The 24574-nt window shown below is 36.9% G+C and carries 31 protein-coding genes; 4 read left to right on the top strand and 27 right to left on the bottom strand.

Features of this window, described 5'->3' with window-relative positions:
- Window positions 1-84: 84 nt before the first annotated feature.
- The 12 genes from recN to accB form a co-directional block, all read right to left on the bottom strand.
- On the bottom strand, window positions 85-1824 hold the full coding sequence (gene recN, locus ACZ76X_RS11870) for a DNA repair protein RecN (protein ID WP_479850548.1): 1740 nt from the start codon (window positions 1822-1824) through the stop codon (window positions 85-87).
- Between the two features lie 267 nt (window positions 1825-2091).
- A complete protein-coding gene (gene argR / locus ACZ76X_RS11865; protein ID WP_001032581.1) occupies window positions 2092-2541 on the bottom strand; it encodes an arginine repressor ArgR in 450 nt (149 codons plus the stop codon).
- 142 nt (window positions 2542-2683) lie between these two features.
- Window positions 2684-3523 carry a TlyA family RNA methyltransferase gene (locus ACZ76X_RS11860; protein ID WP_098667346.1) on the bottom strand — a complete coding sequence of 280 codons (840 nt, stop codon included), beginning with the start codon at window positions 3521-3523 and terminating at the stop codon, window positions 2684-2686.
- A gap of 3 nt (window positions 3524-3526) precedes the next feature.
- Window positions 3527-5419 (bottom strand): 1-deoxy-D-xylulose-5-phosphate synthase, encoded by a 1893-nt coding sequence (dxs, locus tag ACZ76X_RS11855; RefSeq protein WP_098667345.1) that lies wholly within the window; start codon window positions 5417-5419, stop codon window positions 3527-3529.
- A 302-nt stretch (window positions 5420-5721) separates the two neighbouring features.
- Window positions 5722-6612 (bottom strand): (2E,6E)-farnesyl diphosphate synthase, encoded by an 891-nt coding sequence (gene ispA / locus ACZ76X_RS11850; RefSeq protein ID WP_098667344.1) that lies wholly within the window; start codon window positions 6610-6612, stop codon window positions 5722-5724.
- The gene (gene xseB, locus ACZ76X_RS11845; protein ID WP_000428423.1) at window positions 6612-6842 is read right to left on the bottom strand and encodes an exodeoxyribonuclease VII small subunit; all 231 of its coding nucleotides are present in this window, start codon (window positions 6840-6842) and stop codon (window positions 6612-6614) included. Before xseB ends, ispA begins: the two co-directional genes overlap by 1 nt.
- A complete protein-coding gene (xseA, locus tag ACZ76X_RS11840) occupies window positions 6832-8190 on the bottom strand; it encodes an exodeoxyribonuclease VII large subunit (protein ID WP_098667343.1) in 1359 nt (452 codons plus the stop codon). Before xseA ends, xseB begins: the two co-directional genes overlap by 11 nt.
- Window positions 8191-8216: 26 nt before the next feature.
- On the bottom strand, window positions 8217-9077 hold the full coding sequence (gene folD, locus ACZ76X_RS11835) for a bifunctional methylenetetrahydrofolate dehydrogenase/methenyltetrahydrofolate cyclohydrolase FolD (RefSeq protein ID WP_042875514.1): 861 nt from the start codon (window positions 9075-9077) through the stop codon (window positions 8217-8219).
- A gap of 23 nt (window positions 9078-9100) precedes the next feature.
- The gene (nusB, locus tag ACZ76X_RS11830) at window positions 9101-9493 is read right to left on the bottom strand and encodes a N utilization substance protein NusB (RefSeq protein ID WP_098667341.1); all 393 of its coding nucleotides are present in this window, start codon (window positions 9491-9493) and stop codon (window positions 9101-9103) included.
- Between the two features lie 347 nt (window positions 9494-9840).
- On the bottom strand, window positions 9841-10233 hold the full coding sequence (locus ACZ76X_RS11825) for an Asp23/Gls24 family envelope stress response protein (RefSeq protein ID WP_000807630.1): 393 nt from the start codon (window positions 10231-10233) through the stop codon (window positions 9841-9843).
- Window positions 10234-10256: 23 nt separating this feature from the next.
- A complete protein-coding gene (accC, locus tag ACZ76X_RS11820; RefSeq protein WP_098667340.1) occupies window positions 10257-11609 on the bottom strand; it encodes an acetyl-CoA carboxylase biotin carboxylase subunit in 1353 nt (450 codons plus the stop codon).
- A gap of 16 nt (window positions 11610-11625) precedes the next feature.
- On the bottom strand, window positions 11626-12114 hold the full coding sequence (accB, locus tag ACZ76X_RS11815) for an acetyl-CoA carboxylase biotin carboxyl carrier protein (protein WP_098667339.1): 489 nt from the start codon (window positions 12112-12114) through the stop codon (window positions 11626-11628).
- Window positions 12115-12577: 463 nt separating this feature from the next.
- On the opposite strand from accB, the gene ACZ76X_RS11810 reads away from it, so the two are divergent.
- The gene (locus tag ACZ76X_RS11810; RefSeq protein ID WP_098667338.1) at window positions 12578-12772 is read left to right on the top strand and encodes a DNA recombination protein RecO; all 195 of its coding nucleotides are present in this window, start codon (window positions 12578-12580) and stop codon (window positions 12770-12772) included.
- 201 nt (window positions 12773-12973) lie between these two features.
- Here ACZ76X_RS11810 and ACZ76X_RS11805 read toward each other — a convergent pair whose 3' ends face one another.
- The 9 genes from ACZ76X_RS11805 to ACZ76X_RS11765 are packed head-to-tail and all read right to left on the bottom strand — an operon-like array spanning window position 12974 to window position 18497.
- Complete coding sequence (locus tag ACZ76X_RS11805) at window positions 12974-13630, bottom strand: SpoIIIAH-like family protein (protein ID WP_479850547.1); 657 nt, start codon at window positions 13628-13630, stop codon at window positions 12974-12976.
- A gap of 15 nt (window positions 13631-13645) precedes the next feature.
- Window positions 13646-14308: a stage III sporulation protein AG gene (gene spoIIIAG, locus ACZ76X_RS11800; protein ID WP_016718461.1), complete on the bottom strand. Its 663-nt coding sequence runs from the start codon at window positions 14306-14308 to the stop codon at window positions 13646-13648.
- Window positions 14298-14930 carry a stage III sporulation protein AF gene (spoIIIAF, locus tag ACZ76X_RS11795; protein WP_098667336.1) on the bottom strand — a complete coding sequence of 211 codons (633 nt, stop codon included), beginning with the start codon at window positions 14928-14930 and terminating at the stop codon, window positions 14298-14300. The genes spoIIIAG and spoIIIAF overlap by 11 nt, the downstream gene beginning before the upstream one ends.
- A gap of 12 nt (window positions 14931-14942) precedes the next feature.
- Window positions 14943-16115 carry a stage III sporulation protein AE gene (gene spoIIIAE / locus ACZ76X_RS11790; RefSeq protein WP_140970405.1) on the bottom strand — a complete coding sequence of 391 codons (1173 nt, stop codon included), beginning with the start codon at window positions 16113-16115 and terminating at the stop codon, window positions 14943-14945.
- Window positions 16116-16125: 10 nt separating this feature from the next.
- A complete protein-coding gene (gene spoIIIAD / locus ACZ76X_RS11785) occupies window positions 16126-16509 on the bottom strand; it encodes a stage III sporulation protein AD (RefSeq protein WP_079245909.1) in 384 nt (127 codons plus the stop codon).
- 24 nt (window positions 16510-16533) lie between these two features.
- Window positions 16534-16737: a stage III sporulation protein AC gene (gene spoIIIAC / locus ACZ76X_RS11780; protein WP_000020914.1), complete on the bottom strand. Its 204-nt coding sequence runs from the start codon at window positions 16735-16737 to the stop codon at window positions 16534-16536.
- A gap of 14 nt (window positions 16738-16751) precedes the next feature.
- Window positions 16752-17267: a stage III sporulation protein SpoIIIAB gene (gene spoIIIAB, locus ACZ76X_RS11775; RefSeq protein WP_000238694.1), complete on the bottom strand. Its 516-nt coding sequence runs from the start codon at window positions 17265-17267 to the stop codon at window positions 16752-16754.
- Window positions 17261-18187 (bottom strand): stage III sporulation protein AA, encoded by a 927-nt coding sequence (gene spoIIIAA, locus ACZ76X_RS11770; protein WP_479850546.1) that lies wholly within the window; start codon window positions 18185-18187, stop codon window positions 17261-17263. Before spoIIIAA ends, spoIIIAB begins: the two co-directional genes overlap by 7 nt.
- A 28-nt stretch (window positions 18188-18215) precedes the next feature.
- On the bottom strand, window positions 18216-18497 hold the full coding sequence (locus tag ACZ76X_RS11765) for a YqhV family protein (RefSeq protein WP_000816054.1): 282 nt from the start codon (window positions 18495-18497) through the stop codon (window positions 18216-18218).
- Window positions 18498-18687: 190 nt separating this feature from the next.
- On the opposite strand from ACZ76X_RS11765, the gene ACZ76X_RS11760 reads away from it, so the two are divergent.
- Entirely contained in the window at window positions 18688-18990 is a 303-nt protein-coding gene (locus ACZ76X_RS11760; RefSeq protein ID WP_479850545.1) for a hypothetical protein, read from the top strand.
- A gap of 35 nt (window positions 18991-19025) precedes the next feature.
- On the opposite strand, the gene efp is transcribed toward ACZ76X_RS11760, so the two are convergent.
- Genes efp through ACZ76X_RS11740 form a run of 4 tightly spaced genes read right to left on the bottom strand, consistent with a single transcriptional unit; the run spans window position 19026 to window position 21652 of the window.
- Entirely contained in the window at window positions 19026-19583 is a 558-nt protein-coding gene (efp, locus tag ACZ76X_RS11755) for an elongation factor P (protein ID WP_029439892.1), read from the bottom strand.
- Between the two features lie 21 nt (window positions 19584-19604).
- Window positions 19605-20666, bottom strand: a complete 1062-nt coding sequence (gene pepQ / locus ACZ76X_RS11750) for a Xaa-Pro dipeptidase (RefSeq protein ID WP_479850544.1) — start codon at window positions 20664-20666, stop codon at window positions 19605-19607.
- Between the two features lie 4 nt (window positions 20667-20670).
- Window positions 20671-21111 carry a type II 3-dehydroquinate dehydratase gene (gene aroQ / locus ACZ76X_RS11745; RefSeq protein WP_166701838.1) on the bottom strand — a complete coding sequence of 147 codons (441 nt, stop codon included), beginning with the start codon at window positions 21109-21111 and terminating at the stop codon, window positions 20671-20673.
- Window positions 21112-21163: 52 nt separating this feature from the next.
- Window positions 21164-21652 (bottom strand): YqhR family membrane protein, encoded by a 489-nt coding sequence (locus tag ACZ76X_RS11740; RefSeq protein WP_479850543.1) that lies wholly within the window; start codon window positions 21650-21652, stop codon window positions 21164-21166.
- A 244-nt stretch (window positions 21653-21896) separates the two neighbouring features.
- Here ACZ76X_RS11740 and ACZ76X_RS11735 point away from each other — a divergent pair, with 244 nt between their 5' ends.
- Window positions 21897-22814 (top strand): DUF1385 domain-containing protein, encoded by a 918-nt coding sequence (locus ACZ76X_RS11735; RefSeq protein WP_479850542.1) that lies wholly within the window; start codon window positions 21897-21899, stop codon window positions 22812-22814.
- Between the two features lie 82 nt (window positions 22815-22896).
- The gene (locus tag ACZ76X_RS11730; protein WP_001014455.1) at window positions 22897-23298 is read left to right on the top strand and encodes an SA1362 family protein; all 402 of its coding nucleotides are present in this window, start codon (window positions 22897-22899) and stop codon (window positions 23296-23298) included.
- Here the strand turns inward: ACZ76X_RS11730 and ACZ76X_RS11725 are convergent.
- Both ACZ76X_RS11725 and mntR read right to left on the bottom strand, forming a co-directional pair.
- Window positions 23295-23957, bottom strand: a complete 663-nt coding sequence (locus ACZ76X_RS11725; protein WP_479850541.1) for an HAD family hydrolase — start codon at window positions 23955-23957, stop codon at window positions 23295-23297. The genes ACZ76X_RS11730 and ACZ76X_RS11725 overlap by 4 nt on opposite strands.
- Before the next feature lie 53 nt (window positions 23958-24010).
- The gene (gene mntR, locus ACZ76X_RS11720; protein WP_001143073.1) at window positions 24011-24439 is read right to left on the bottom strand and encodes a transcriptional regulator MntR; all 429 of its coding nucleotides are present in this window, start codon (window positions 24437-24439) and stop codon (window positions 24011-24013) included.
- Between the last annotated feature and the right edge of the window lie 135 nt (window positions 24440-24574).

Here is a 24574-nt window from a genome sequence, read left to right as displayed (position 1 = left end):
CTTCACTTTTTAATCTCTCCTTGCAGTGCTTTATTTATAACCGGAAGAATTAAGAAATCATTTTTTGAGAAAAAAAGCTATCCATTACTGGATAGCCTCTGCTGTCTGTTTAAAATGATGCGCTTGCGTGAGTAATTCTTTCGCATGTTCTGTCGTTAAATCTGTAATTTCCACACCAGAAATCATTCGAGCTATTTCTGTTACTTTATCCTCCATAGTTAAAACGGTAACTGACGTAATTGTTCGATCATTCGCTACTTGTTTTCGAATAAATAAATGCGAATCCGCCATTGAAGCTACTTGAGGTAAGTGCGTAATACAAAGTACTTGTGAGTTTACTGATACTCGATAAATTTTTTCCGCAATAGCCTGTGCAACTCGACCACTTACACCAGTATCCACCTCATCAAAAATTACAGATGCAACACCTTGATGCTTAGAAAAAATACTTTTTAAAGCTAAAATAATACGAGATAACTCTCCGCCGGAAGCGACCTTTGAAAGTGGCTTTAACGGCTCACCTGGATTTGTTGAAATATAAAATTCCACATGGTCATAGCCATCCGCCGTAAGTCTTACTGGTGCTCCCTCCACAAGAGGCTCTTCAGCATTTCCTTCTCTCTTCATAATTCTCACTTCAAATTTTGTTTTTTCCATATATAATTCTTTTAATTCCTGATGAATGGCATTTGTAAGATGCTCTGCCAGCTCATGACGCATATTACTTAACAACGTTGCTTCTTTCAGAATAACACTTTCTAATTCCTTTAACTGCTTCTTCGTCGTTTCAATATGAACGTCTTTATTTTCAATCGTAAAAATTTCTTGTTCAATTTTATCAGCATACGCTAAAATCTCTTCTACAGTATTTCCATATTTTCTCTTTAGCATACGAATTTCATTTAAACGCGTTTCAATTTCGTCTAAACGATTCGGATCATATTCCATCATATCGAGCTTTTCTCTCAGTTGATACGCAACTTCTTCTAATAAGTAATAGCTATTTGCAATTGAGTCATGATTTTCTTGATACACTTCATCTAAATGTGTAATACTCTCCATTTGTCCCATTGCGCTTCTTACATTATCTAATCCTTGTCCGTCCGCGCTTAACGAGCGATATGCATCGCCTAATGCTTTATAAATTTTTTCGAAATTAGAAATTTGCAAGCGTTCTTCAGTCAATTCATTTTCTTCATCCATCTTTAAATCCGCCTTACGGATTTCTTCATGCTGGAATTGAATTAAATCTAAGCGATGCGCCATTTGTTGTTCATTTTCACTTAACGATTTTAACTGTTTTTTTAACTTCTCATAATCAGCGTATACGTTTTGATATATATCCAATTGTTTAACAATACGCTCTCCATCAAAATGATCGAGCATAAATAAATGACGCTCTTCATTCATTAAATCTTGCGTTTCGTGCTGTCCATGAATATCAACAAGTGTTTTTCCAATTTCTTTTAATACACTAAGAGTAACTAATTTCCCATTTACACGACATACACTTTTTCCGTTTGCAGCGATATCACGCTTCAAAATAATCATGCCGTCTTCTATTTCTATATCCAACTCTTCTGCCTTTTCAATACATGGATGCTTATCATCTTCTACATAAAATAGCCCCTCTATCTCAGCTTTTCCCGTCCCGTATCGAACGAATTCGGCTGAACCACGACCACCTACAAGTAAACTAATCGCATCAATAATAATCGATTTTCCGGCTCCTGTTTCACCACTTAAAACCGTTAATCCTTTTTGAAAAGAAATATTTAATGCCTCAATAATAGCAAAGTTTCTAATCGATAATTCCGATAACAATGCCCCATTCACCTCGTTATAAACTAATCCCCTATTCAGGGCTTTTCTCAGTTCTTTATTCAAATAGTCATACTATATGTTTGTATGTATAAATTACTCTTCTAACCGCTCCATTGTACCAAACATTTGTTTTACGGGTCAATCCACCTATTTTCTAATTTTATTCAAAGAAAATATTATATTACAATTAAGAATTCACGTTTTTAACCAATAAAAATATCCTGTTCACTTTCCACTTTACAGAGGAAAGCAAACAAGATTTTTTTGTTACAGCATATTTAAGAAACGATCAGAGACAACACCTGTATCTTCAGGTGTACGGCAAATAATTAAGCAAGTATCATCACCACAAATGGTTCCGATGATCTCATCCCACTCTAAATGATCAATAAGTGCCCCAAGTGAATGAGCGTTACCAGGCAATGTTTTTAGCACAAGCATATGTCCTGCCGTGTCTAATTTTACAAATGAATCCACTAGATTACGTTTTAATTTTTGTAACGGGTTAAATCGTTGATCTGCTGGCAAGCTATATTTATAGCGACCATCATGTAATGGTACTTTCACTAAGTGCAGTTCTTTAATATCGCGCGATACTGTTGCTTGCGTTACATTAAATCCCTCATTACGTAAAATATCAACTAATTCATCTTGTGTTTCAATTTCTTTGTTCGCAATAATTTCCCTGATTTTAATATGGCGCTGACCTTTATTCATACATTTGCACCTCACACTATCTCTTACCATAGTTTAAACATTGGTATACTTCACTTATTTATGTTAACTTATAATTCGTTACTTGTACACAATTGTTTTTACAATCATTATACAATTACAACAAAAAGAGGAACAACATATGTTATTCCCCTTTCCCTTTTTGTTTTAGGACATCATGCGCCTCTGCAACTACTTGCTCAACAGAAACCGGAGAATGATTTTCGCCATTCTCACGTTCACCATGCCATTTCAGATGAATTAAAAATTCAATGTTACCATCCCCGCCCGTAATCGGTGAGAACGTTAAACCTGCTACGTCGTATCCTTCTTTTATAGCAAAGTCGACAATCATTTCTACAACAGCCTCATGTACTTTTCGATCACGAACGATACCTTTTTTACCAACTTGCTCTCTTCCAGCTTCAAACTGCGGTTTAATTAACGCTGCTACATCTCCATTCGGCATAAGCATTGTTTTTAAAACTGGCAATATAAGCTTTAATGATATAAATGAAACATCGATACTAGCAAATTGCGGTAAACCACGTTCTAAGTCTGCTGGCGTTACGTAACGGAAGTTTGTTCGTTCCATTACGACAACACGCTCATCTTGACGCAATTTCCATGCAAGTTGATTATACCCTACATCTAATGCGTAAGATAATTTTGCTCCATTTTGAAGCGCACAATCGGTAAAGCCACCAGTTGATGAACCAATATCTATCATAACTTTATCTTGTAAATCAAGTTGAAATGTCTCTAACGCCTTTTCAAGTTTATAACCACCACGGCTTACATACGGCATAACTTGTCCCTTCACCGTAATTTCTGTATCTTGTGGGATTTTCTCTCCTGGCTTATCCAGCCTCATCTCATTCGCATATACAAGTCCGGCCATAATGGCGCGTTTTGCTTTCTCACGTGTTTCTATAAGTCCTCGCTCTACTAATAGTACATCTACTCTTTCTTTTTTTGCACTCATTTGTTACGCCCTTTTTTGTTTTGATGGAATCATTGTATGAATACGGTCTACAACAGCATCTGTCGTTAAACCAATTTCTTCTAATAATTTTGTTACACTACCGTGTTCTATGAAACGGTCTGGAATACCCATTCGTTCAATTAACGCACTATGGTACCCGTTCTCAGACGCAAATTCAACTACTCCCGTTCCAAAACCACCGATTAAACAAGCTTCTTCAATCGTTAAAATCGGTATATTTTTTCCTAAGAGGTCATGTAAATATGCTTCATCCATTGGTTTAATAAAGCGAGCGTTCACTACCTTCACTGAAACTCCAGCCTTTTCAAGACGCTCAGCCGCTTCCATTGCCATTGGTATTGTCGTACCAAATGTTAAAATAGCAGCTTGTGTACCTTCTTTTAACGTTTCCCATGAACCGATTGGAATCGTCTTTAATTCTTCATCCATATGAACACCAAGTCCATTACCACGCGCATAACGTAATGCGATCGGTCCATCTTCATATTGCATCGCCGTATATACTAAATGCTGCCCTTCATTTTCGTCTTTTGGCATCATAAGTACCATATTCGGCAAGTGACGTAAGAATGAGATATCAAATACACCTTGATGCGTCTCACCATCTGCTCCTACTAAACCAGAGCGATCAATTCCGATGAAAACATTTAAATTTTGGCGGCATATATCATGAACAACTTGGTCATATGCTCTTTGTAAGAATGTTGAATAAATCGCTAAGAATGGCTTCATACCTTGCGTTGCCATACCTGCTGCCATTGTTGTAGCATGCTGTTCTGCAATACCTACATCAATCATACGATCTGGGAATTCTTTTTGGAATTTCTCAAGTTTCGATCCGACAGGCATCGCAGGTGTAATTGCAACGATACGCTCATCCGTTCTCGCTAACTTAAGTACCGTTTCACTAACAACCGCACTCCATGCTGGTGCAACTTCTTTCGGTTTAACGAAGTCACCTGATTCAATTTTATAAGGTCCTGTTCCATGCCAAGTGCCAATAACATCACTCTCAGCTGGTTTGTAACCTTTTCCTTTTTTCGTAATAACATGAACAAGCACTGGACCTTTTGTTTTCTTTGCATATTGCAACGTTTCGAATAACTTTTCATAATCATGTCCATCGACTGGACCTAAATACGTAAAGCCTAACTCCTCGAAAAAGACACCGGATACTAGTAAATATTTAAGACTATCTTTTATTTTCTCTGCTGTCGCAGCAACTTTCCCACCAACTGCTGGGATTTTCTTCAATATATACTCTAATTCATCTTTTACCCACTGATATTTTCCTGCGGTACGTAGACGTCCAAGTACATTATGAAGTGCACCAACATTTGGTGCAATCGACATTTCATTATCATTCAAAATAACAATCATGTCTGTTTTTTCATGTCCAATATGGTTTAATGCCTCTAAAGCCATTCCGCCTGTTAAAGCACCATCACCAATGATTGGTATAACATATTCTTTCGTTTTCTTTAAATCACGTGCTAGAGCCATTCCCATCGCAGCAGATAATGATGTCGAGCTATGGCCAGTCTCCCATACATCGTGCTCACTCTCGCAACGTTTTGGGAAACCACATAGACCTTGATATTGCCTTAATGTACCGAATTCTTTTGCACGTCCAGTTAAAATTTTATGTACATAGGATTGATGTCCTACGTCCCATAAAAATTTATCTTTTGGGCTATCAAATAATTTATGCAGAGCAATTGTGAGTTCTACTACACCTAAATTTGGTGCAATATGTCCACCTGTTTGAGAGAGCTCTTCAATTAAAAACTTACGAATATCCTCACTCAATCCCTCTAGTTCACTGATAGACATATCTTTCAAAAAACTAGGGTTTTGAATTTGCGTTAGATCCACATGGATCACTCACTTTCATTTCATAATCTGTCAACATGTCAAATATAATAAAAAACATTTACACAAAACAAGAAATTCTCTTTTTTTATTTTTCAGCTTGTCCTGCTATTAACCAGTCTATTGCGCCCTAATCCTATTATAAACCATATTTCGTTAGGCGATGAAAAAAATAGCCGCTAACACGAAGTGATAACGGCAATGTAATCTACATATATTTTTGCCAATAACAAGAAAAGAAAAACCTTTTCCTACATTTATATCATAAAATGATGAATGACTCAACAAATGAAAACGCTGTTATATTAGTTATTACGTTTTGCAATCAAATCGCAAATAGATAGTAAATATTCGTCTTGTAATTGCAAGGAACCGATAGCATCTTTTGCTTTTGCAATCGTCTCTTCTAAAATATCCTTTGCTCTATCTACAGTAAATAACGTCGTATAGGTGCTCTTTTCGTTGGAAACATCACTACCAATCGGTTTTCCAATCTCTTCTTCGGTTCCTTCCACATCTAAAATATCATCTCGAATTTGGAAAGCTAGGCCGATATATTTTGCAAACGCAAGCAACTTTTCTTCCTGTTCTTCTGTGGCATCAGAAAGTATCGATCCGGCAAGTACAGCGAATTCAAGTAGTTTTCCAGTCTTATGCTTATGAATATACTCCAACTCATCAATCGTAAGCTGTTTCCCTTCCGCTTCCATATCTGCCACTTGTCCGCCAACCATTCCTTCTGGTCCTGCTGCTTTTGCAAGCTCAAGTACGAGTCTTACTTTTTTCTCAGCAGAGATTTCCTTTTGCTCATATGCCATAATAACTTGAAAAGCATATGTCAACAAACCATCACCCGCTAAAACCGCCATCGCTTCACCAAATACTTTATGATTTGTGGGCTTTCCTCTTCTTAAATCATCATCATCCATACAAGGTAAATCATCATGAACTAACGAGTATGTATGTATCATTTCAAGAGCACAAGCTGCACCTACTCCAACATTTCTTTCTTTCCCAAACGCTTGTAATGTTGCAAATAAAAGTAACGGGCGGAGACGCTTTCCACCCGCTTCCAAAGAATATGCCATCGCTTCACGAAGTACATTTGGACATTGTAATTCATTTGCATAGCTTACAAGCTTCTCTTCTACGAAAGTTTTACTTTCTTTCAAAAAAGTATCAAAAGCAATTGTCACTATGCTTCATCTCCTAAAGCAGTAAACGGTTCAAGCTCTCCATCTTCCCCAAGAATAACTGCCATTTGTTCTTGTACGTTCTTCAACTTCTCGTCACAAAGCTTAGATAATTCCATACCCTCTTTAAAATAAGAGATTGCTTCTTCTAAAGGTACGTCACCTTGCTCTAGCTTAGAAACGAGATGCTCAAGTTGCGAAATTGCCTCTTCAAAGCTTAATTTATTTTCCATTATTCAATTCACGCTCCTCTATTCCTGATACGCTACAATCTAGTATTCCATCTTGTAATTGAACTGAAACAGCATCTCCAAGGCTGACATCTTTCACACTTTTTAACACTTGCTTCTCTTCATCATATACAAGCCCGTACCCCCTCATCATTACTTTAAGCGGGCTTAACGCTTCCAGTTTTTGAGCAGCTCTTACAAAGGCAAATTCTTTCGTTTGAAGTAACGTTTGCATTTCACGTTGCAATTGCTTTTGCAACGTTTCAACTGCTACCTTCGTTTGCATAATTTTTTGAGATGGGTGGTGCTTCTCTAGATAAAATGAAAGTTGTTTTAACTGATTTACCTTTTTATCAATATAACGCTCTTTCGCTAAAACAAGCTGTTCTAACGCTCTATCCAACTGCTCTTCTTTTTGCTCATATACTTGTCTTGGATAACGGAACGCATAAGATTTTTGCAATACTTGTAGTTTTTCTTCTTTTTTATGTACTAACTCTCTCATTGCCCTTTGCAATCTTAGAGTTCTTTGTAATACCTTTTCTTGTAACTCAATAATATTAGGCGCTGCCAGCTCAGCCGCTGCAGTTGGTGTTGGTGCTCTTAAATCGGCAACAAAATCCGCAATTGTAAAGTCCGTTTCATGACCTACTGCTGAAATAATAGGGATTTCACTCTTGAAAATGGCCCTTGCAACCATTTCTTCATTAAACGCCCATAATTCCTCAATCGAGCCCCCACCACGCCCAACGATTAGAACATCTATCTCTTCCATTTCATTGGCTGTACGAATTGCTTGTACAATCGAGGGAGCTGCTGACTCCCCCTGTACAAGTACTGGAAACACAATAACATTTCCAATTGGATAACGACGTTTAATCGTTGTTATAATATCACGAATCGCTGCCCCTGTTGGTGACGTAATCACACCTATTGTTTTTGCATAAGGAGGGATTGTTTTTTTATAAACTCGAGAAAACAACCCTTCTTCCTCTAGACGAACCTTTAATTGTTCGTAAGCTAAATGCAGGTTTCCGATTCCGTCAGGCTGCATGTCTTGAATATAAATTTGATAAGAACCACTCGCCTCGTAAACAGAGATTTTCCCTTTCACAAGTACCTTCATCCCATTTTCAGGTCTGAATTTAATATTACGATTATGACCCGCAAACATAACCGCTGCGATTCTTGCATTTTCATCTTTCAATGTAAAATACATGTGGCCACGGCTATGATTTTTAAAGTTGGAAATTTCACCTTTTAACCAAACAGACTGTAAATGCGGATCATATTCTATTTTTGTTTTTATATAGCGTGTTAACGCTGTAACGGTTAAATATTGTTTCTCCATTTCTCTCTCCTCATAGCCGACTCAAATTATTTACAAACGACACCTGCACGTTTAGCCGATTCAACAGTATTATGAAGAAGCATTGTGATCGTCATTGGACCAACACCCTTTGGCACAGGTGTAATGTAACCCGCAACATCTAACACATTGTCAAAGTCAACATCACCACAAAGTTTGCCTGTTTCTAAACGGTTTACACCAACGTCGATTACAACCGCTCCTTCTTTCATATAATCAGCTGTTATCATCTTAGGTCGTCCAACAGCGACGATTAAAATATCAGCTAACTTCGTTAACTCTTTCATATTTTGCGTCTTAGAATGACAATATGTGACAGTTGCATTTTCATTTAAGAACAATTGTCCCACTGGCTTGCCGACAATGTTACTTCTTCCAATTACTACAACATGTTTTCCCGAGATATCAAGATTTGTTTCTTTTACTAATTCTACAATACCGTGCGGTGTACATGGAAGGAATGTATCTTGTCCCGTCATCATACGTCCCACGCTGATTGGGTGAAATCCATCTACATCTTTTTCTGGTGAAATTCTTTCAATGATAGCTTTTTCTTCAATATGTTTTGGTAAAGGTAATTGCACTAATATGCCATTTATACGGTCATCGCCATTTAAGCGATCGATTTCAGCAAGCAAACGCTCCTCCGTAATTGTTTCAGGAAGTTCAATTAACTCTGAATAGATTCCTACTTGTTCACAGCCCTTTTCTTTCCCTTTTACATAAGAACGAGATGCTGGATCTTCTCCAACTAAAATAACTGCTAATCCTGGTACAATCCCTTGCTCTTTCAACTTCACAACTTCTTCTGTTAATTGTGCTCGTTTTTTCTCCGCAACTTCATTTCCTTTGATGATTACTGCTACCATTTTAAGATTCCCCCTTAAAGAAATTACAGTGTATCTTTTATATTAGATAAAACGCCGTTAATAAAACGACGAGATTCCTCATCCCCAAATGTTTTAGCAATTTCAATTGCTTCATTAATTGTTACGTTGTGTGGAATTTCTTCCATGTATTTCATTTCATACACAGCTAAACGTAAAATACTGCGATCAACAATACTAATACGCTCAAGCTTCCATTTTTTTAAGTTTTGACGAATTGCTTCGTCAATTACTTCTTTATTTTCTACAAAACCTACTACAAGTGATTCTAGAAACTCATTTGTTTCTTCACCTTCATCTAGCGTGTTTTCCACCGCTACTTTCGGTTCTAATTCACCTGTAATATCCATTTGATATAATGCTTGCATAGCTCTTTCTCTAGCCGTCCTACGTTTCATTGTAACTCTCCTTTATGCTTCAAGTCTTTCCTTATACTTTGTTATATTATTATAATTTATAAGCCGTCAATTCACTTACTCTTACAGTTTTCATTGATTTTCCAACCTTATAATACAATGATAATAACACAATTTATCGTTTCACACACGGGTTACAAGGCTGAAAAATAATAAAAAGATTAACTTCAAGTTCCATATCTTATCACAATGTACGTTTTTTGGTAAAACGAAACATTTTCTTTTTAATTTCTTATTTTTTGAAATAGTATAATAATTAGAGGGTTTTAATTTGTGAAGAAATGAAACGATAAAAAAGATGCCTATGTTACTAGGCACCTTTTTCATTCTTACACTGGTTCGATTTCTGTTTTTTGTGTTTCGAATGTTACGCCAACGATGTGAACATTCACTTCTTTTGGCTCAAGCCCTGTCATTGTAAAGAGTGCTTGGCGAATGTTGTCTTGAATCTTTTGTGCAACAACTGGAATTGCTACGCCAAAATACATTACAACATAAAGGTCAACGATAATATCTTCGTTTGCTAATTCAACCTTTACACCTTTACCATGATTTTTCTTACCTAACTTCTCAACAACATCTGTAGCAAAATTACCACGCATTGCCGCTACGCCTTCTACCTCAGCAGCTGCAATACCTGCGATTACTTCAATTACTTCTGGTGCAATTTCTACTTTACCAAGAGTTGTATCTTGACCCATATCTAACATATGTTCAGCCATGAAAAAAAACCTCCTTTAATGTATCACTGCGTCACAAGTTCATGCTCTTCCAAAAACTTCGTATTAAACTCACCTTTTACAAAATCAGGATGATCTAACAATTGCAAATGGAACGGGATTGTTGTATGTACGCCTTCAACGACAAACTCACTGAGTGCACGCTTCATTTTTGCAATTGCCTCTTCACGTGTTTTTCCGTGAACAATTAATTTAGCAACCATCGAATCATAGAAAGGTGGGATTGAATATCCCGGATATACAGCTGAATCGACGCGAATACCAAATCCGCCTGGTGGCAAGTACATTTCTACTTTACCTGGAGATGGCATAAATTTTTTGGCAGGGTTTTCCGCATTAATTCGGCATTCAATTGCCCAACCACTAAATTGTACTTCTTCTTGCTGTAACGATAACTTTTCTCCAGAAGCAACAAGAATTTGTTCTTTAATTAAGTCCACCCCTGTTACCATTTCAGTAACTGGATGTTCCACTTGAATTCTCGTATTCATCTCCATGAAATAAAAGCTTTTCGTTTTATATTCATAAATAAACTCAACCGTACCAGCACCTGTATAATCAACCGCAACCGCTGCTTTTACTGCTGCCTCACCCATCTGCTTGCGAACATTTTCATCAAGTGCAGGTGATGGGCTTTCTTCCAGTAGTTTTTGCAAACGGCGCTGAATTGTACAATCACGCTCTCCTAAATGAATGGCATTTCCGTGTGTATCTGCCATTATTTGAATCTCAACATGGCGGAAATCTTCAACGTACTTCTCTAAGTATACACCAGGGTTCCCAAAAGCGGTACTAGCTTCTTGCTGTGTGATTTGAATTCCCTTTACAAGCTCTTCCTCATGGCGCGCAACACGAATACCTTTTCCGCCGCCACCTGCAGTTGCTTTAATAATAACTGGATATCCAATTTGATTAGCAAGTTCGATCGCTTCTTCGGTATTTTTAATAATCCCTTGTGAACCTGGTACAATCGGAACCCCTGCTTCTTTCATTGTATCACGAGCAACGTCTTTTGTGCCCATCTTTGAAATAGCTTCTGGACTTGGACCGATAAAAATCAAGTTACATTCACGACATAACTCTGCGAAATCTGCATTCTCTGCTAAGAATCCGTATCCCGGATGAATAGCATCGCAACCTGTTAACTTCGCAACGCTAATAATATTCGTCAAATTTAAATAGCTTTCTTTCGAAATCGTTGGCCCTACACAATACGCCTCATCTGCAATTTGTACGTGAAGTGACTCTTTATCTGCTTCTGAATAAATTGCGACTGTTTCAATATCCATTTCTTTACAAGCACGAATAATTCGTACAGCAATTTCCCCACGATTGGCTATTAATACTTTTTTTATCATCACAAAGACTCCCTTATTACGCTTTTACAAGAAATAGCGGTTGTCCATACTCAACAAGCTGTCCGTTATTAACAAGAATCTCAACAATTTCGCCCTCTACATCAGCGTCAATTTCGTTAAATAACTTCATAGCCTCAACGATACATACGATAGAATCTTTCGATACTCTATCGCCAACACTTACATATGCAGGTGTGTCAGGCGAAGAAGAAGAATAGAATGTACCTACCATCGGTGATGTAATTTTATGTAGGTTTTCATTTTGAACAGCTTGTTTCTCTTCTTGTTTTGGTACTTCCACTTGTGCTGCCGCTACTGTTGTTTCAACTTCAACAGGTGCTACTGATTGTGCCACTTGTTTTGCTACAGGTGCTTGCACCGCAACAACTTCATTACCACGCTTTTTCATTTTGATTGTCGTACCATCTTTTTTGTATTCAAATTCATCAATATTAGAGCTATCAATTAATTTAATTAATTCACGAACTTCTTGAATTTTAAACATGTAAAATCCACTCCCATACTCTTGTTTGTCCCGTTTTTACAGATTCTCGTCACTGAAACTAGATTGACTGTAAAAATACGATGTACTCTATTAGATATTTCATTTACTAATAGAAATAGTTACTATTTCCATCTTACGATAAATTTTTTAAAGATTCCAATTTATATTTCTTTATAATAAATCGAAACTCCTGTAAAAATATTATTCCAACAAAAATTTATTACCTAGTAATAATACCAAGTTTCACACAAAATTGGCAAGACCACTTCCTAAAAAACATTCCTACTTTTTCAAAATGCTACAAAACAAATATATTATTACCGCTCTACTCTTCACCTTATCTATAGTCAATAACATATTTTTACCAAATATTATTTTTTTGTTTACACGTCGTTCATCATTCCTTCATATAAGAATAGTATGTTCAAAGTGTAGAAAATATATCGTATCGAGGTGTGGACATATGATATGGCTCATTCTCTTCTTACCTGCCGTGATAGTCTGGGCATTCGTTCTCTTCATCCACTTCAAATCAGGAAAAAGTAATCATCGTTACCATGAACCGCTAATCTTTTACTCACAGCGTATTTCTCCGTTCCGAGTTGAACATAGTAAAAACAACTACAAAGACGAAACAGAAAAAAGCTATCGAAAATGATAGCTTTTTCTACTATTATTTTCATCCCTCTATTTGCCGAGCAAAACTCAGAGAAAGCAAAGAAGTTAGGTTGGGGCGGGCTGCCCATTAAAACCCAATTAGTGAGGGCTGATTAAAGTTTCGCTTTATCTAACTATTTTCAAACAATTCGATGCGTAAAAACTAATAATCCGCGGAGGTTTCCCCGCGGATTATTAATTTTTATTTTGTTGGTGGATCAAATTTTACACCTACATCTTTTGATCCACCTTCACTTCTTACAAGTTGGATAATTTTATTCGCTTCTTTTTGTGAATGTTTTGCCGCTTTTACAGTTACTTTAATATCAGTTCCATCAGCTCTTACAAGGGCATCTTGATATCCACCTTGAGATTTAATTACTGTCTCAAGTAGTTCTTGCTTCGTTTCCATTGTCGTAATTGCATCAAAATTATCTTTCGCTTTACTCTTTTCTGTCGCTGAAGATTTTGCTGAATTCATCACTTCTTGTAATCTTGCTTTTTGTTCACTTCGCTGATCTTCCATTTGCATACGTAACGCTGTGAAATTTTCATCACTTGATTGAACTGTTACATTCGCTTCTTTTTTGCTTGTTTCTTTGTTTGCACTCTCTTTTTTGTTTGTTTCTTTGTTTGTTTCTTTATTTGATGTTTCCCTGTTTGTATTCTCTTTTTTCGGCGTTTCTTTAGGTGCTTCATTTGTTACAGCTTTATCAGTACCTTGTTTTTCTTGTCCAATCTTTTCACCTGTTGTCGGCGATGCTGTATTCATCTTATCAGGGGTTGTTACGTAATAAACAGATAGTACAACAACTAAACTTAACATCGTTAATAACCAAACCGTTTGTTTTTTTAACACTTTATTTCCTCCCTATCAATTTTTCGGTGATACTGAAACGCGATGGGCTGGTACATCTAGCAGCCGTATGACAGCTTCTTTTACCATCGCTTTAACTTGTATATTATCCACTCCCTTTGCTACGACAAGAACACCTCGCACTTTCGGTTTCTCTGTTCGTAAAACAACGGGAGTTTCTTTATCCCCTTCACGTATAATGACTGTCTTTTCATCAAGAGACTCGTCTTCTACTTCCCTTTTGCCGCCTGTTTTATCTGTTTCACCTGTTGTTTGTGAACGTTTCACTGTATTTTTTTCTAATATTTTTTCCTCTGATGAATCTAAATTCACATTAATCGTTACATCTTTTACTCCTGCTATTTCTTCTAAGGCTGCTTTTAATTCTTGTTCATACGCTTTTTCATATTTTTCTACATTTGACATATTATCATTATTTTTTTGTCCAAAAGTTGGTACGTCTTTTTCTTGATTTTGCGTTTTTTGTTCTTTAAATACAGGCACTTCTTCTTTTTTACTTGAAAATAAACTACTAGAAAACATAAGCAACATTCCAAGTATGAGTAGGACAAGTAAAAACTTAGGTGTTACCTTTTTCCCTTTCTCATTACTCTCTTTTTCATCCCCATTCAATAAGTTTCGAAAAAATGAGAACTTCGAATTTTTATCTTTATTGTCCATTTACTCTACCTGTCCTCCCTTCCATTTGAACTTGGATTTGTTTATTCTCTAGTTGCCACCTGCTTGAAAAGAAGTCTTTCATTTCTACATTCGTTTCCTCTACTTTTTTCGGTGGTTCTTTCGCGTTAATTTCAACTGGTTTTACTGTTTCGATTGCATCATTTTTACTACGCTCTTTTTCTTTCAACGTCACAACAACAGATTGAATATCTTTCGCTGACTTTACTTCCGCTGTGCTTTCCGCTGCGACTATTTGTATTTCAGAGACTGACATACCATACTGTTTCTCAAACTCTTTTCCTACTTCTTTTTTCATTTTGGTAGCCATCTCTTCTAAACTATATGCACGTGTTAGAGCTTGTATTTCTTTTTTCTTCGAATCTATTGAATTTTTTACAGATCCTTCTGCTACGTACTTCTCTTCATTAAAATTTGCAATTACTTCATTTACATCTGTTTGCAATAGTTTAAAAAGAGGCGTTAAAATTAAAACAACTAATAATAGACTTACAACGAATTTAACGTACTTTTGCAAATTAGAATTTGGAAGAATAAGATGAAGCATTGTCGCTAAGAGTAAAAAAACGATAATATTTCGAATCCACTCTGTAACAAATTGCATACCCTTCACCTCCTACCGCATCATAAGTGTAATGTTCCCCGCAGCAATAATAATTGTGATACTTAAAAAGAACATAAACGATACAATAGCTAAGCAAGCAAATACATAAATGATGCTCCGTCCAATGATATCTAAACATTGAATAATTGCTCCGCCGCCAACTGGTTGCAATACTGCTGCTGCGAACTTATAAATAAATGCGATACAAAAAATTTGAATCGCTGGAAAAGCGACAATTAAGCATAGAATGACAAGCCCGATAATTCCGACTGTGTTTTTTAATAATCCCGACGCACTAATGACAGTATCCGCTGCCTCGGTAAACATCCTTCCTACTACGGGAATAAAGTTCCCTGTTACAAATTTAGCTGTTTTTACAGCGATCCCATCAGCAACAGCTGTCGCTGTTCCTTGTACAGATAATACCCCTAAAAAAATCGTTAAAAAGATACCGATAATCCCGACACTAACATTTTGCAAAAGCTTGGACAATTTCGTAACTTTATATTGATCGCTCATCGTACTTACAATGCTTAATATCGTTGCAAGTAATAAAAGTGGTAGAACGATATAATTCATCAAAAGCCCACTCGTATTCATTAAGAAGATGATAATCGGATGAAAAAACGATACAGATACAACACCACCGCCTGTCGCTATGAGTGCAAGCAAGATAGGCAATAACGCTAATATGAAATCTACCATTGTTTGTATCGTTTCTCTTGCATATGTCATGACGACATAAAAGCTATTTAAAGCGAAAATAATCAGTACCATATATACAACTGCATCGGCAATTTTACTTACACTACTTTTTGAAAAGGAAGATTGCAGTGATTGCAACAATGCACTAAAAATCGTGAGCATAATGAGCGTTCCAAGTAGCTTCCCATTTGCAACAAGCTCGTGAAATAAATACTTTAATAAACCTAGCATCCACTCTTTTATAGAAATTTCTTTTTCTCCCTTTACAAACTCCATAAAGCTACCTTTTTGACTCTCTGGTAAGTAACCTCCATATTTTGTAACAAGCCCGTCCCAAAATTGCTTCACATCTTCAATTCCGAGCTTATCCAATTGTTGATCAACGACGTTTGTTTCTACAGGAGAAGCTTGTACAACAACCGGTAAAGAAAAGAAAAGGAAGCAAGCAAATAGCAGCTTAGCTCCAAAGCCCCTCAACATTCACTCCCCCTTATCCCGTCGGTAAAAATCCGAGAATAGTTTCAATTACAACCGTCAAAATAGGAATCGCCATAACGAGAATCAAAATCTTTCCAGCTAATTCAATTTTCGAAGCAATTGCACCTTGTCCGGCATCCTTTGTAATTTGTGCTCCAAACTCAGCAATATAAGCAATTCCAATAATTTTTAGCAAGGTTTCTACATATACGTTGCTAACTTTCGCTTCACTCGCAACTCTCTCAATCATTTGTAAAATAGCGTGAATTTGATCAATTAAAATAAGAAACATCACGCTACCTACGAACACAATAAATAGTGACGTAATACTAGATTTATGCTGATTCAATACAGCTGCTAAAAACGTAGCGACGAGGCCTAATCCGACAATTTGTATAATTTCGATTCGAACCGCCCCCTTTTACTGGAAGAGAAAGACACTTTTAATCTTGTCGAATAACGTATTAATTAAAAATGCGACGTGAAATAAAATAACGACAAAACCGACGAGGATAACCCAATTCGCAATATCCTCACGCTTTAATTCTTTTAGTACGGTATGAATGAAAGCTAAAACTATGCCGATTCCGGCGATTTGAAATATTAATCCAACATCAATGGACATCGCCTTTCTCCCTCCTATAGCAGTAAAATTACGATAAGTAGCCCCGCTAGTACCCCCAAGCTCTTAATCATTTTTTCATATTGTAGTTGTAACGCTTTCGCTTCTTCTTCTTCTCTTTCTAAATGTGTAATACATAAGCGAATATGTTTTTGCTGTGACTCACGATCATGTTGTCCGAGCGTTTCACCAAATTGTTGCAAAATTTCATACTCAGTTTGTTGAAATGCTGTTAGCTTCCAATTTTCTTTCAAACTATCTATCCAAGCTTCTCTTACTGTTTGGTCTCCACTTTCTAGCCTTCTAGCGAAACTTTGAAATATCCAATTTAACGGCTTCGGCATTTGTTTCACTAATCGCTCAGCGGCTTCAGACAACGGTGTATGCCCATACATAATTTCTGCCTCTAATGATTGAAGTGCCGCTTTTAATAATCTAAGTTGCCTTGGTCTCTCACTGTATCTTTTAGCGTATGAAAACCCGAAAAAGGTGCTGACCGCAACGATTAATACTGCACCAAATATTTTCACCATACACCCTCAGCCTTTCTATAAGGTAATACCGGTTTTCCATATTTATCTTTCACTTGCATAACTGTTCCTGGCCCTCTTACTTTTGATAGTTCCACAAACCTATCAAATATACCGAGCTCCAGTACCGCCTTTAGTGATGGGCGTTTCACAACATCGTCATAAGAAAATCCATGTGCACTTATAAAAAGCTGCACCCCTGCATGCACCGCTTCCATAATCGCTTCACTATCTTCTTTACGTCCGATTTCATCTACAATCAAAATATCTGGACTCATAGAACGGATCATCATCATCATTCCTTCAGCTTTTGGACATGCATCTAACACATCTACTCGTGCGCCAAATTCATATTGCGGGATGCCCTTCACACAGCCAGCAATTTCTGACCGTTCATCAACAATCCCCACTTTACAAGAAGGAATTTCCGAAGCACTTACACCTTGACTCATGCAACGTGCTACATCTCTTAAAAGTGTTGTTTTCCCCGTTTGCGGCGGGCCAATTACCATCGTATTTAACCATCGTGATTCATACAAATACGGCAAAAGTGGTTCAGCAATTCCAATTTTTTGACGAGCAATACGAATATTAAAGGAAGAGACATCTCGAATCATTTTCACTGCGCTTTTTTCTGTAATGACTTTTCCTGCTAAGCCGATTCTATGCCCACCTCGAAGTGTTACATACCCACGCTTTAATTCTTCTTCCATCGTATAAATTGAGAATTGACTTAACTTATTCAATAAGTAAATAGCATCATCTGCTGTAACGACATAGTCATAAAAAAACACTTCACCATGAGCAATACATTCTAGCGGTCTTCCAATTCGAACACGGATTTCCTCTAGAGCATCGTACTGCTTACAACTTTCCACTAACTGCTTCATCGTTTTCGGTAAAACTTCTAATACTTCTTTCATCAGCTTCGCCCCACTATACTCGACTTACTTATTTCAACAACGCGATAAAAATGCAGCCAATTCCAAGCGCTAGAAAAAAGAGTTTCAAGAAAGAAATCTCACTTGCCACACTCGCTATGCCTATTGTCATTGTTAAAATTAATACGGTCGGTCCAACAAACGCCAACATACCATTTATAAACAATGCCTTCTTCGCATCATTCACATAGAGCATAAGCAAAGCGGCGAATATTTCCGCGCTACCTGAAAACAACCGAAGCAGCCCCATTACAAGCACAGATGTTTCCATTGCCGCTAGCCACTGTTTCATTCTCCCACCTTCTCCCATAACGGTTACTAGTGCGTATGCTAAAAAAGAATATATTTGTACAACCATATGCAGAGGTTGTCTATTTCAGAATTAAAAACATAATTTTTATCTACCACTCGCAAATAATTTGAATATTCTTAATTATAATGGTATTTTATGGTATATTTATTAAAAAGGAGGGGTGTAAAATATGAAGTTAGTAAAAATTAGTTTAACAGTCGTAGTAGAATTAGCTCTTATTTATCTTTTTTCATCATTGGTCGATTGGTCATTTATAGAGGCCTTTTTCCTTGGTAGTTTAGCGATATTCGGTGCAATTTGGCTCATTGCTTTAAATATAAACCAAAACGCCAACATTGATCACACTATATATAAAACAGGTACGGTAAAACCTTTTCAAATGACGTGGAGTCCTTACACAACAGGCGCTGCTAGTCTTACGGCTTTCAGTTTTATAATAACCACTATTCATTATCTGCCCTATTTTCTATAAAAAAAGCACTCGTGATAATCACGAGTGCTTTTCTACTATGCACGAGAAACGTATTTACCTTCACCAGTGTTGATGATAAGCATTTCGCCTTCGTTAATGAAGATTGGTACTTGTACAACAAGACCAGTTTCTAATGTAGCTGGTTTTGTTACGTTAGAAGCAGTATCACCTTTAATACCCGGCTCTGTTTCTGTAACTTGTAATTCAACTGTGTTTGGAAGTTCAACACCAAGTACTTCGCCTTGGTAAGTCATAATAGATACTTCCATGTTTTCTTTTAGGAATTTAAGCTCGCGCTCGATTTGGTTTTCACCAAGTTCGATTTGCTCATAAGTTCCGTTATCCATAAATACGTGAGCCTCACCGCTTGCGTATAAGTATTGCATACGACGGTTTTCGATGTGTGCTTTTTCTACTTTTTCACCTGCACGGAATGTTTTCTCTTGAACAGAACCTGTGCGAAGGTTACGTAGTTTAGAACGAACGAATGCAGCACCTTTACCTGGCTTTACGTGTTGGAAATCAAGTACTTGCCAAAGGCTATTATCCACTGAAATTGTTAAACCTGTACGAAAATCGTTTACTGAAATCATGTAAAAAAATCCTCCTGTGTATTACAAAATAATAAGTTCTTTTGGTGATTTCGTAATTACTTCATTACCTTCACTTGTTACAATGATATCATCTTCAATACGTACGCCGCCAATACCTGGAATATAAATACCTGGTTCTACTGTTACAGCCATACCTGGTTCAAGTACTGTATCAGAACGGAACGCTAAACCTGGTGCTTCATGGATTTCAAGACCGATTCCATGACCAGTAGAGTGTCCGAAGTATTCGCCATATCCTTTTTCCGTTATGTAATCGCGCGTTAGCGCATCCGCTTCACGGCCTGTTAAACCAGCTTTAATACCGTTCACACCACGTAGTTGTGCTTCTAAAACGATATTATAAATTTCTTTCAATTTATCAGATGGTTCACCAACTGCTATCGTACGAGTAATATCAGAGCAATATCCTTTGTAATAAGCGCCGAAGTCTAATGTAACGAAATCTCCTGTTTCTATCACTTTTTCAGATGCCACGCCGTGCGGTAATGCCGAACGAAGACCTGAAGCAACGATAATATCAAACGAAGAAGATGTTGCTCCTTGTTTTCTCATGAAAAATTCAAGTTCATTTGACACTTCAATTTCAGATACTCCCGGGCGAATGAATGATAGAATATGTTCAAAGGCAGCATCTGCAATCTGTGCAGCTTCCTTTAATATCTTAATCTCTGAATCAGTCTTTATCAAGCGTAACTTTTCTACAAGCCCAGAAGTTGGGATAAATTCAGCATCGATTGCTTCTTTATGCACTGAATAAGAACTATATGTAAGGGTATCTTGCTCAAAGCCAAGCTTTTGAATTCCTAGTTCTTTCACTTGCTTTGCAACTTCGTCAATGATTAGTCCTGCATGCTGTACAATCTCGTATCCAACCGCTTGTTTAGTAGCTTGCTCTACATAACGGAAATCTGTAATAAATTGAGCACGGTTTTTCGAAATCAGTACAACACCAGCTGTTCCGGTGAAGTTAGCCATATATCTACGACTATGTTCATTTATTAACAAAATTCCGTCAATACCAGCCTCATCAAATGCACTTCTTAATCTTTCGATTTTCTCCATTACTTTATGCCTCCCTCAATTTCTCCATTAATGCAAATAACGCTAACTTATAGCCATAAAAACCAAATCCAACAATTTGTCCCGCACAAACAGCTGCCGTCACAGATTCATGACGGAACGACTCACGCTGGTGAATGTTAGAAATATGTACTTCAATAACAGGAATCGAAATGCTCGCAATTGCATCTCGAATCGCATAGCTATAATGTGTAAATGCTCCAGGATTTAAAATGATCCCTTCATATATATCTTCCGCCTCATGAATACAATCGATAATCGCCCCTTCATGATTCGATTGGAAACATTCTAACTCCACTCCCATTGTTTCTGCTTCTTGCTTCATATCTGCTTCAAGTGTCGCTAGCGTGCCCTTTCCATATACATTTACCTCTCTGACACCAAGGCGATTTAGGTTAGGACCGTTTACGAGGAGTACCTTTTTCATATGCTTAAAACTCCTTAATATTAAATGTCTATACAACATTTTAACATAGGAGTTACTTATTTGAATAGTTTGTCTTCTCTTCCCCTTCTCGCTCGGCCTTATTGGTATTTACTGCGTAAGAAACAGAGTAGGCTATAAACACACCATACAATATAAAAATGCATATCGTCGTCACAATTGTTTCTTTCGGTAAATGGAGTGCGCTTTTAATAGCAGGCGCTATTAACCCCATTCCGAAAAATAGTAACGTCCACCAAAATAGACCATAAATCATCCCCGGAAGAATTCCTTCAAACTTTGCCAAAAACGCTTTATACAAAAAGGCAATTAAAATCGAGAGTAGTGCCATACAAACAATTCCTGACACATTGCCCCATACCCCTTCTTTCCAGCTTCCAAAGGCAAATGGTAATAATAAATAGTTCGGTCCCGCTTCCGTAAATGAAAATATATGAAGGAAATACCATATCCCTCCCCAAAAGAGTCCACCAAATAAACCAATTTGTACAAAATTCCTTGTTCCTAATTGTTCTTGACTCACATCGACACCTCCGCTCAATAGTATGCCCGAAACTATTTTGAACCATGTTTAAATACTGCGAAATTTGTCTATAAAAAGAATAAGAAATGTCCGACTCTCGTAACATTTTTCCTTGTCATATACTTGTATTTGTCGATAAAATAAAGGAAACTCGGTGATTGTCTTATTTCAAAACGACAGAACCCAGTATGACAATTGCCTCTTTTTCTACATAAGAGAGAAACAAATACAGGTTGGTGTTAACATGGCAGAAGAGTCAAAACAAATATATGGCGGGCAAGCAGTCATAGAAGGAGTTATGTTTGGCGGTAGAGAATATACTGTTACAGCGGTTCGTCGTAAAGATAAATCGATTGAATTTTATCGATTACCACGCGTTCGTAATAAAGCATTATCTATCCTAAAAAAAATTCCATTTTTACGAGGGATTGCCGCTATTGTGGATGCAAGCGCAAACGGAGCAAAACATTTGAACTTTGCTTCAGAACGATTTGATGTCCACCCAGAAGAAGATGAACAAATTGCAAATAAAAAAGAAGAACAATCGAAGTTAACGATGGTATTAGGAGTTGCAGCAGTTGGCGTTTTATCTTTCATATTCGGTAAAGTCATTTTCACAGCAGTCCCTGCACTACTAGCTGAATTAACGAGACCGATTTTCCCATCTCATACAGGGCAAATCATTGTCGAAAGTGTCATTAAGCTCATGCTATTATTGAGCTATATATACTTTATTTCTTTAACCCCACTTATTAAGCGGGTCTTTCAGTACCACGGTGCGGAGCATAAAGTAATTAATGCCTATGAGAATAATCTTTCACTGACTGTAGAAAATGTGCAAAAACAAACTCGCCTTCATTATCGCTGTGGCAGTAGCTTTATTATATTTACAGTCATTATCGGAATGTTTGTTTATTTCCTTGTCCCTACAGATCCACTGTGGGCCAGAGTCGTAAACCGAATTTTATTAATTCCTGTCGTTCTCGGCATTTCTTTTGAAGTGTTACAATTTACGAATCGCTTACGTGATATTCCACTATTACGCATACTTGGATATCCCGGATTATGGCTACAACTATTAACAACGAAAGAACCAACAGATGATCAAGTGGAAGTAGCTATTGCATCGTTTGAAGAATTATTACGTTTAGAAAACAAATAATAATTATTTAAAAATGGTGTTCAACTCCTTTCCTCATCGTTAATATACTAATTTTAATATATGTTTTTAGGAGGTGTTCCTTATGAACGGTCGTTCGTTTACTTTCGCTATATTTGTGCTTATTATCGGATTAGCAATATTCGGCCTTGTTTCATCTGTCATTACAAACCCAATGGGAGTGTTAAGAAATATTGGTATCATGTTGGCTGTCGTTGGTATCTTTTATCTACTCTACAAAATGTTTACAAACTCTAGCGGTTCAGCAAATTCGCAAAGCTCATATAAGCGTGCTGCAAAACAATCGAGCCGCAAACATGGGAAACAAAATGTAGCACCCCTAAGCAATTCTTTCTTTAAATCAAACGCTTCTAATGACAAAGGGAAAAAAGGCACTCCTTCCACTTTGAAACGAAAAAGAAAACAATCTCATTTAACTGTCATTGAAGGTAAAAAAAACAAAAAGAAAGACCGTGCTTCCTTTTAGGAAATACGGTCTTTCTTTATATTTTGCAGTACTTCTTTCAAACTTTTATCTTTCATACTTTCAATTCTAAGATGATGATTTTCAAACGGTAATTTCCGTGTCACATCATTAGGCACAACGACGCACTTTAACCCTGCCGCAATCGCTGCTTTCAATCCGTTTAACGAGTCTTCAAATACAACAGCCTCAGACGGATCAATCCCTAAATCTTCTATCGCAATTTGATAAAGTGCTGGATCTGGTTTTACCTTTTCAACATCTTCTCTCGTTTTGATAACTTCAAAATAATCTCGAATTTGTAGCTCTTCCAAAAAAGGAACCACCCATTCTCTAGATGAACTAGAAGCTAACGCAATTTTTAATCCCATTTCTTTCGCTTCTTCTAGGTATTCTTTTACCCCGTCACGAGCTTCTGGTGTTTTCATTTTTTCTTTATGTAAAATTTTCACTTTTTCTTTTAATGCATGCTTGTTAAACTTCTCTTTTAATTGCTCATTTAAATATGCATACAGTACATCATCTGTCGTTCCAATACACTTTGCAAATTCCTCTAAAGGTAAATCTCCACCGTACTCACGAACGGCGTCTCTGAAAGAGTGAAACCATATTGTTTCTGTGTCCACAATTAATCCATCAAAATCAAAAATAATTGCTTTCATAATTCTCCCATCCTTTTCGATTGAAATAAAAAAGGAAACGACATACGTTCCCCTTAATTACTTTTCTCTTCATTTGCCTTTTGAACACCACGAAGGGTTTCCACTCGAACTTCATCTTGTTCAAAGTATTGCACTAAATCACCAATGCGGTCAATTGCTTCCCAACTTAAATGATGTTCAATTCCTTCTACATCATTGTAAATCTTACTTTCATCCACACCGATAATACGCATAAATTGCTCTAGCAAGTCATGACGATATACGAGACGTTCTCCGATTTTTTTACCTTTTGATGTTAATACAAGCCCTCTATATTTTTCATAAATTAGATATTCATCTTTGTCTAATTTTTGCACCATTTTTGTTACAGAGGATGGATGTACACTAAGCGCTTCAGCAATATCAGATACGCGGGCATAACCCTTTTCATCAATCAACAAATAAATTTGTTCAATATAATCTTCCATACTAGGGGTAGGCATCGGTTTCCTCCATCCAATTTCATTTTGCTCATTCCGTACGAAGCAATCAATAAAATGATACACCAGAAAGAATAACGTGACAAGTTGAAAACAAGCCTAAATATATAAAACAAAAAGAATCTGTATTTGTATACA

The sequence above is a fragment of the Bacillus sp. BC05(2025) genome (genome assembly GCF_056725905.1).
Note: the sequence above shows the minus strand (reverse complement) of the source record. Positions and strands in the feature narration are given on the sequence as shown.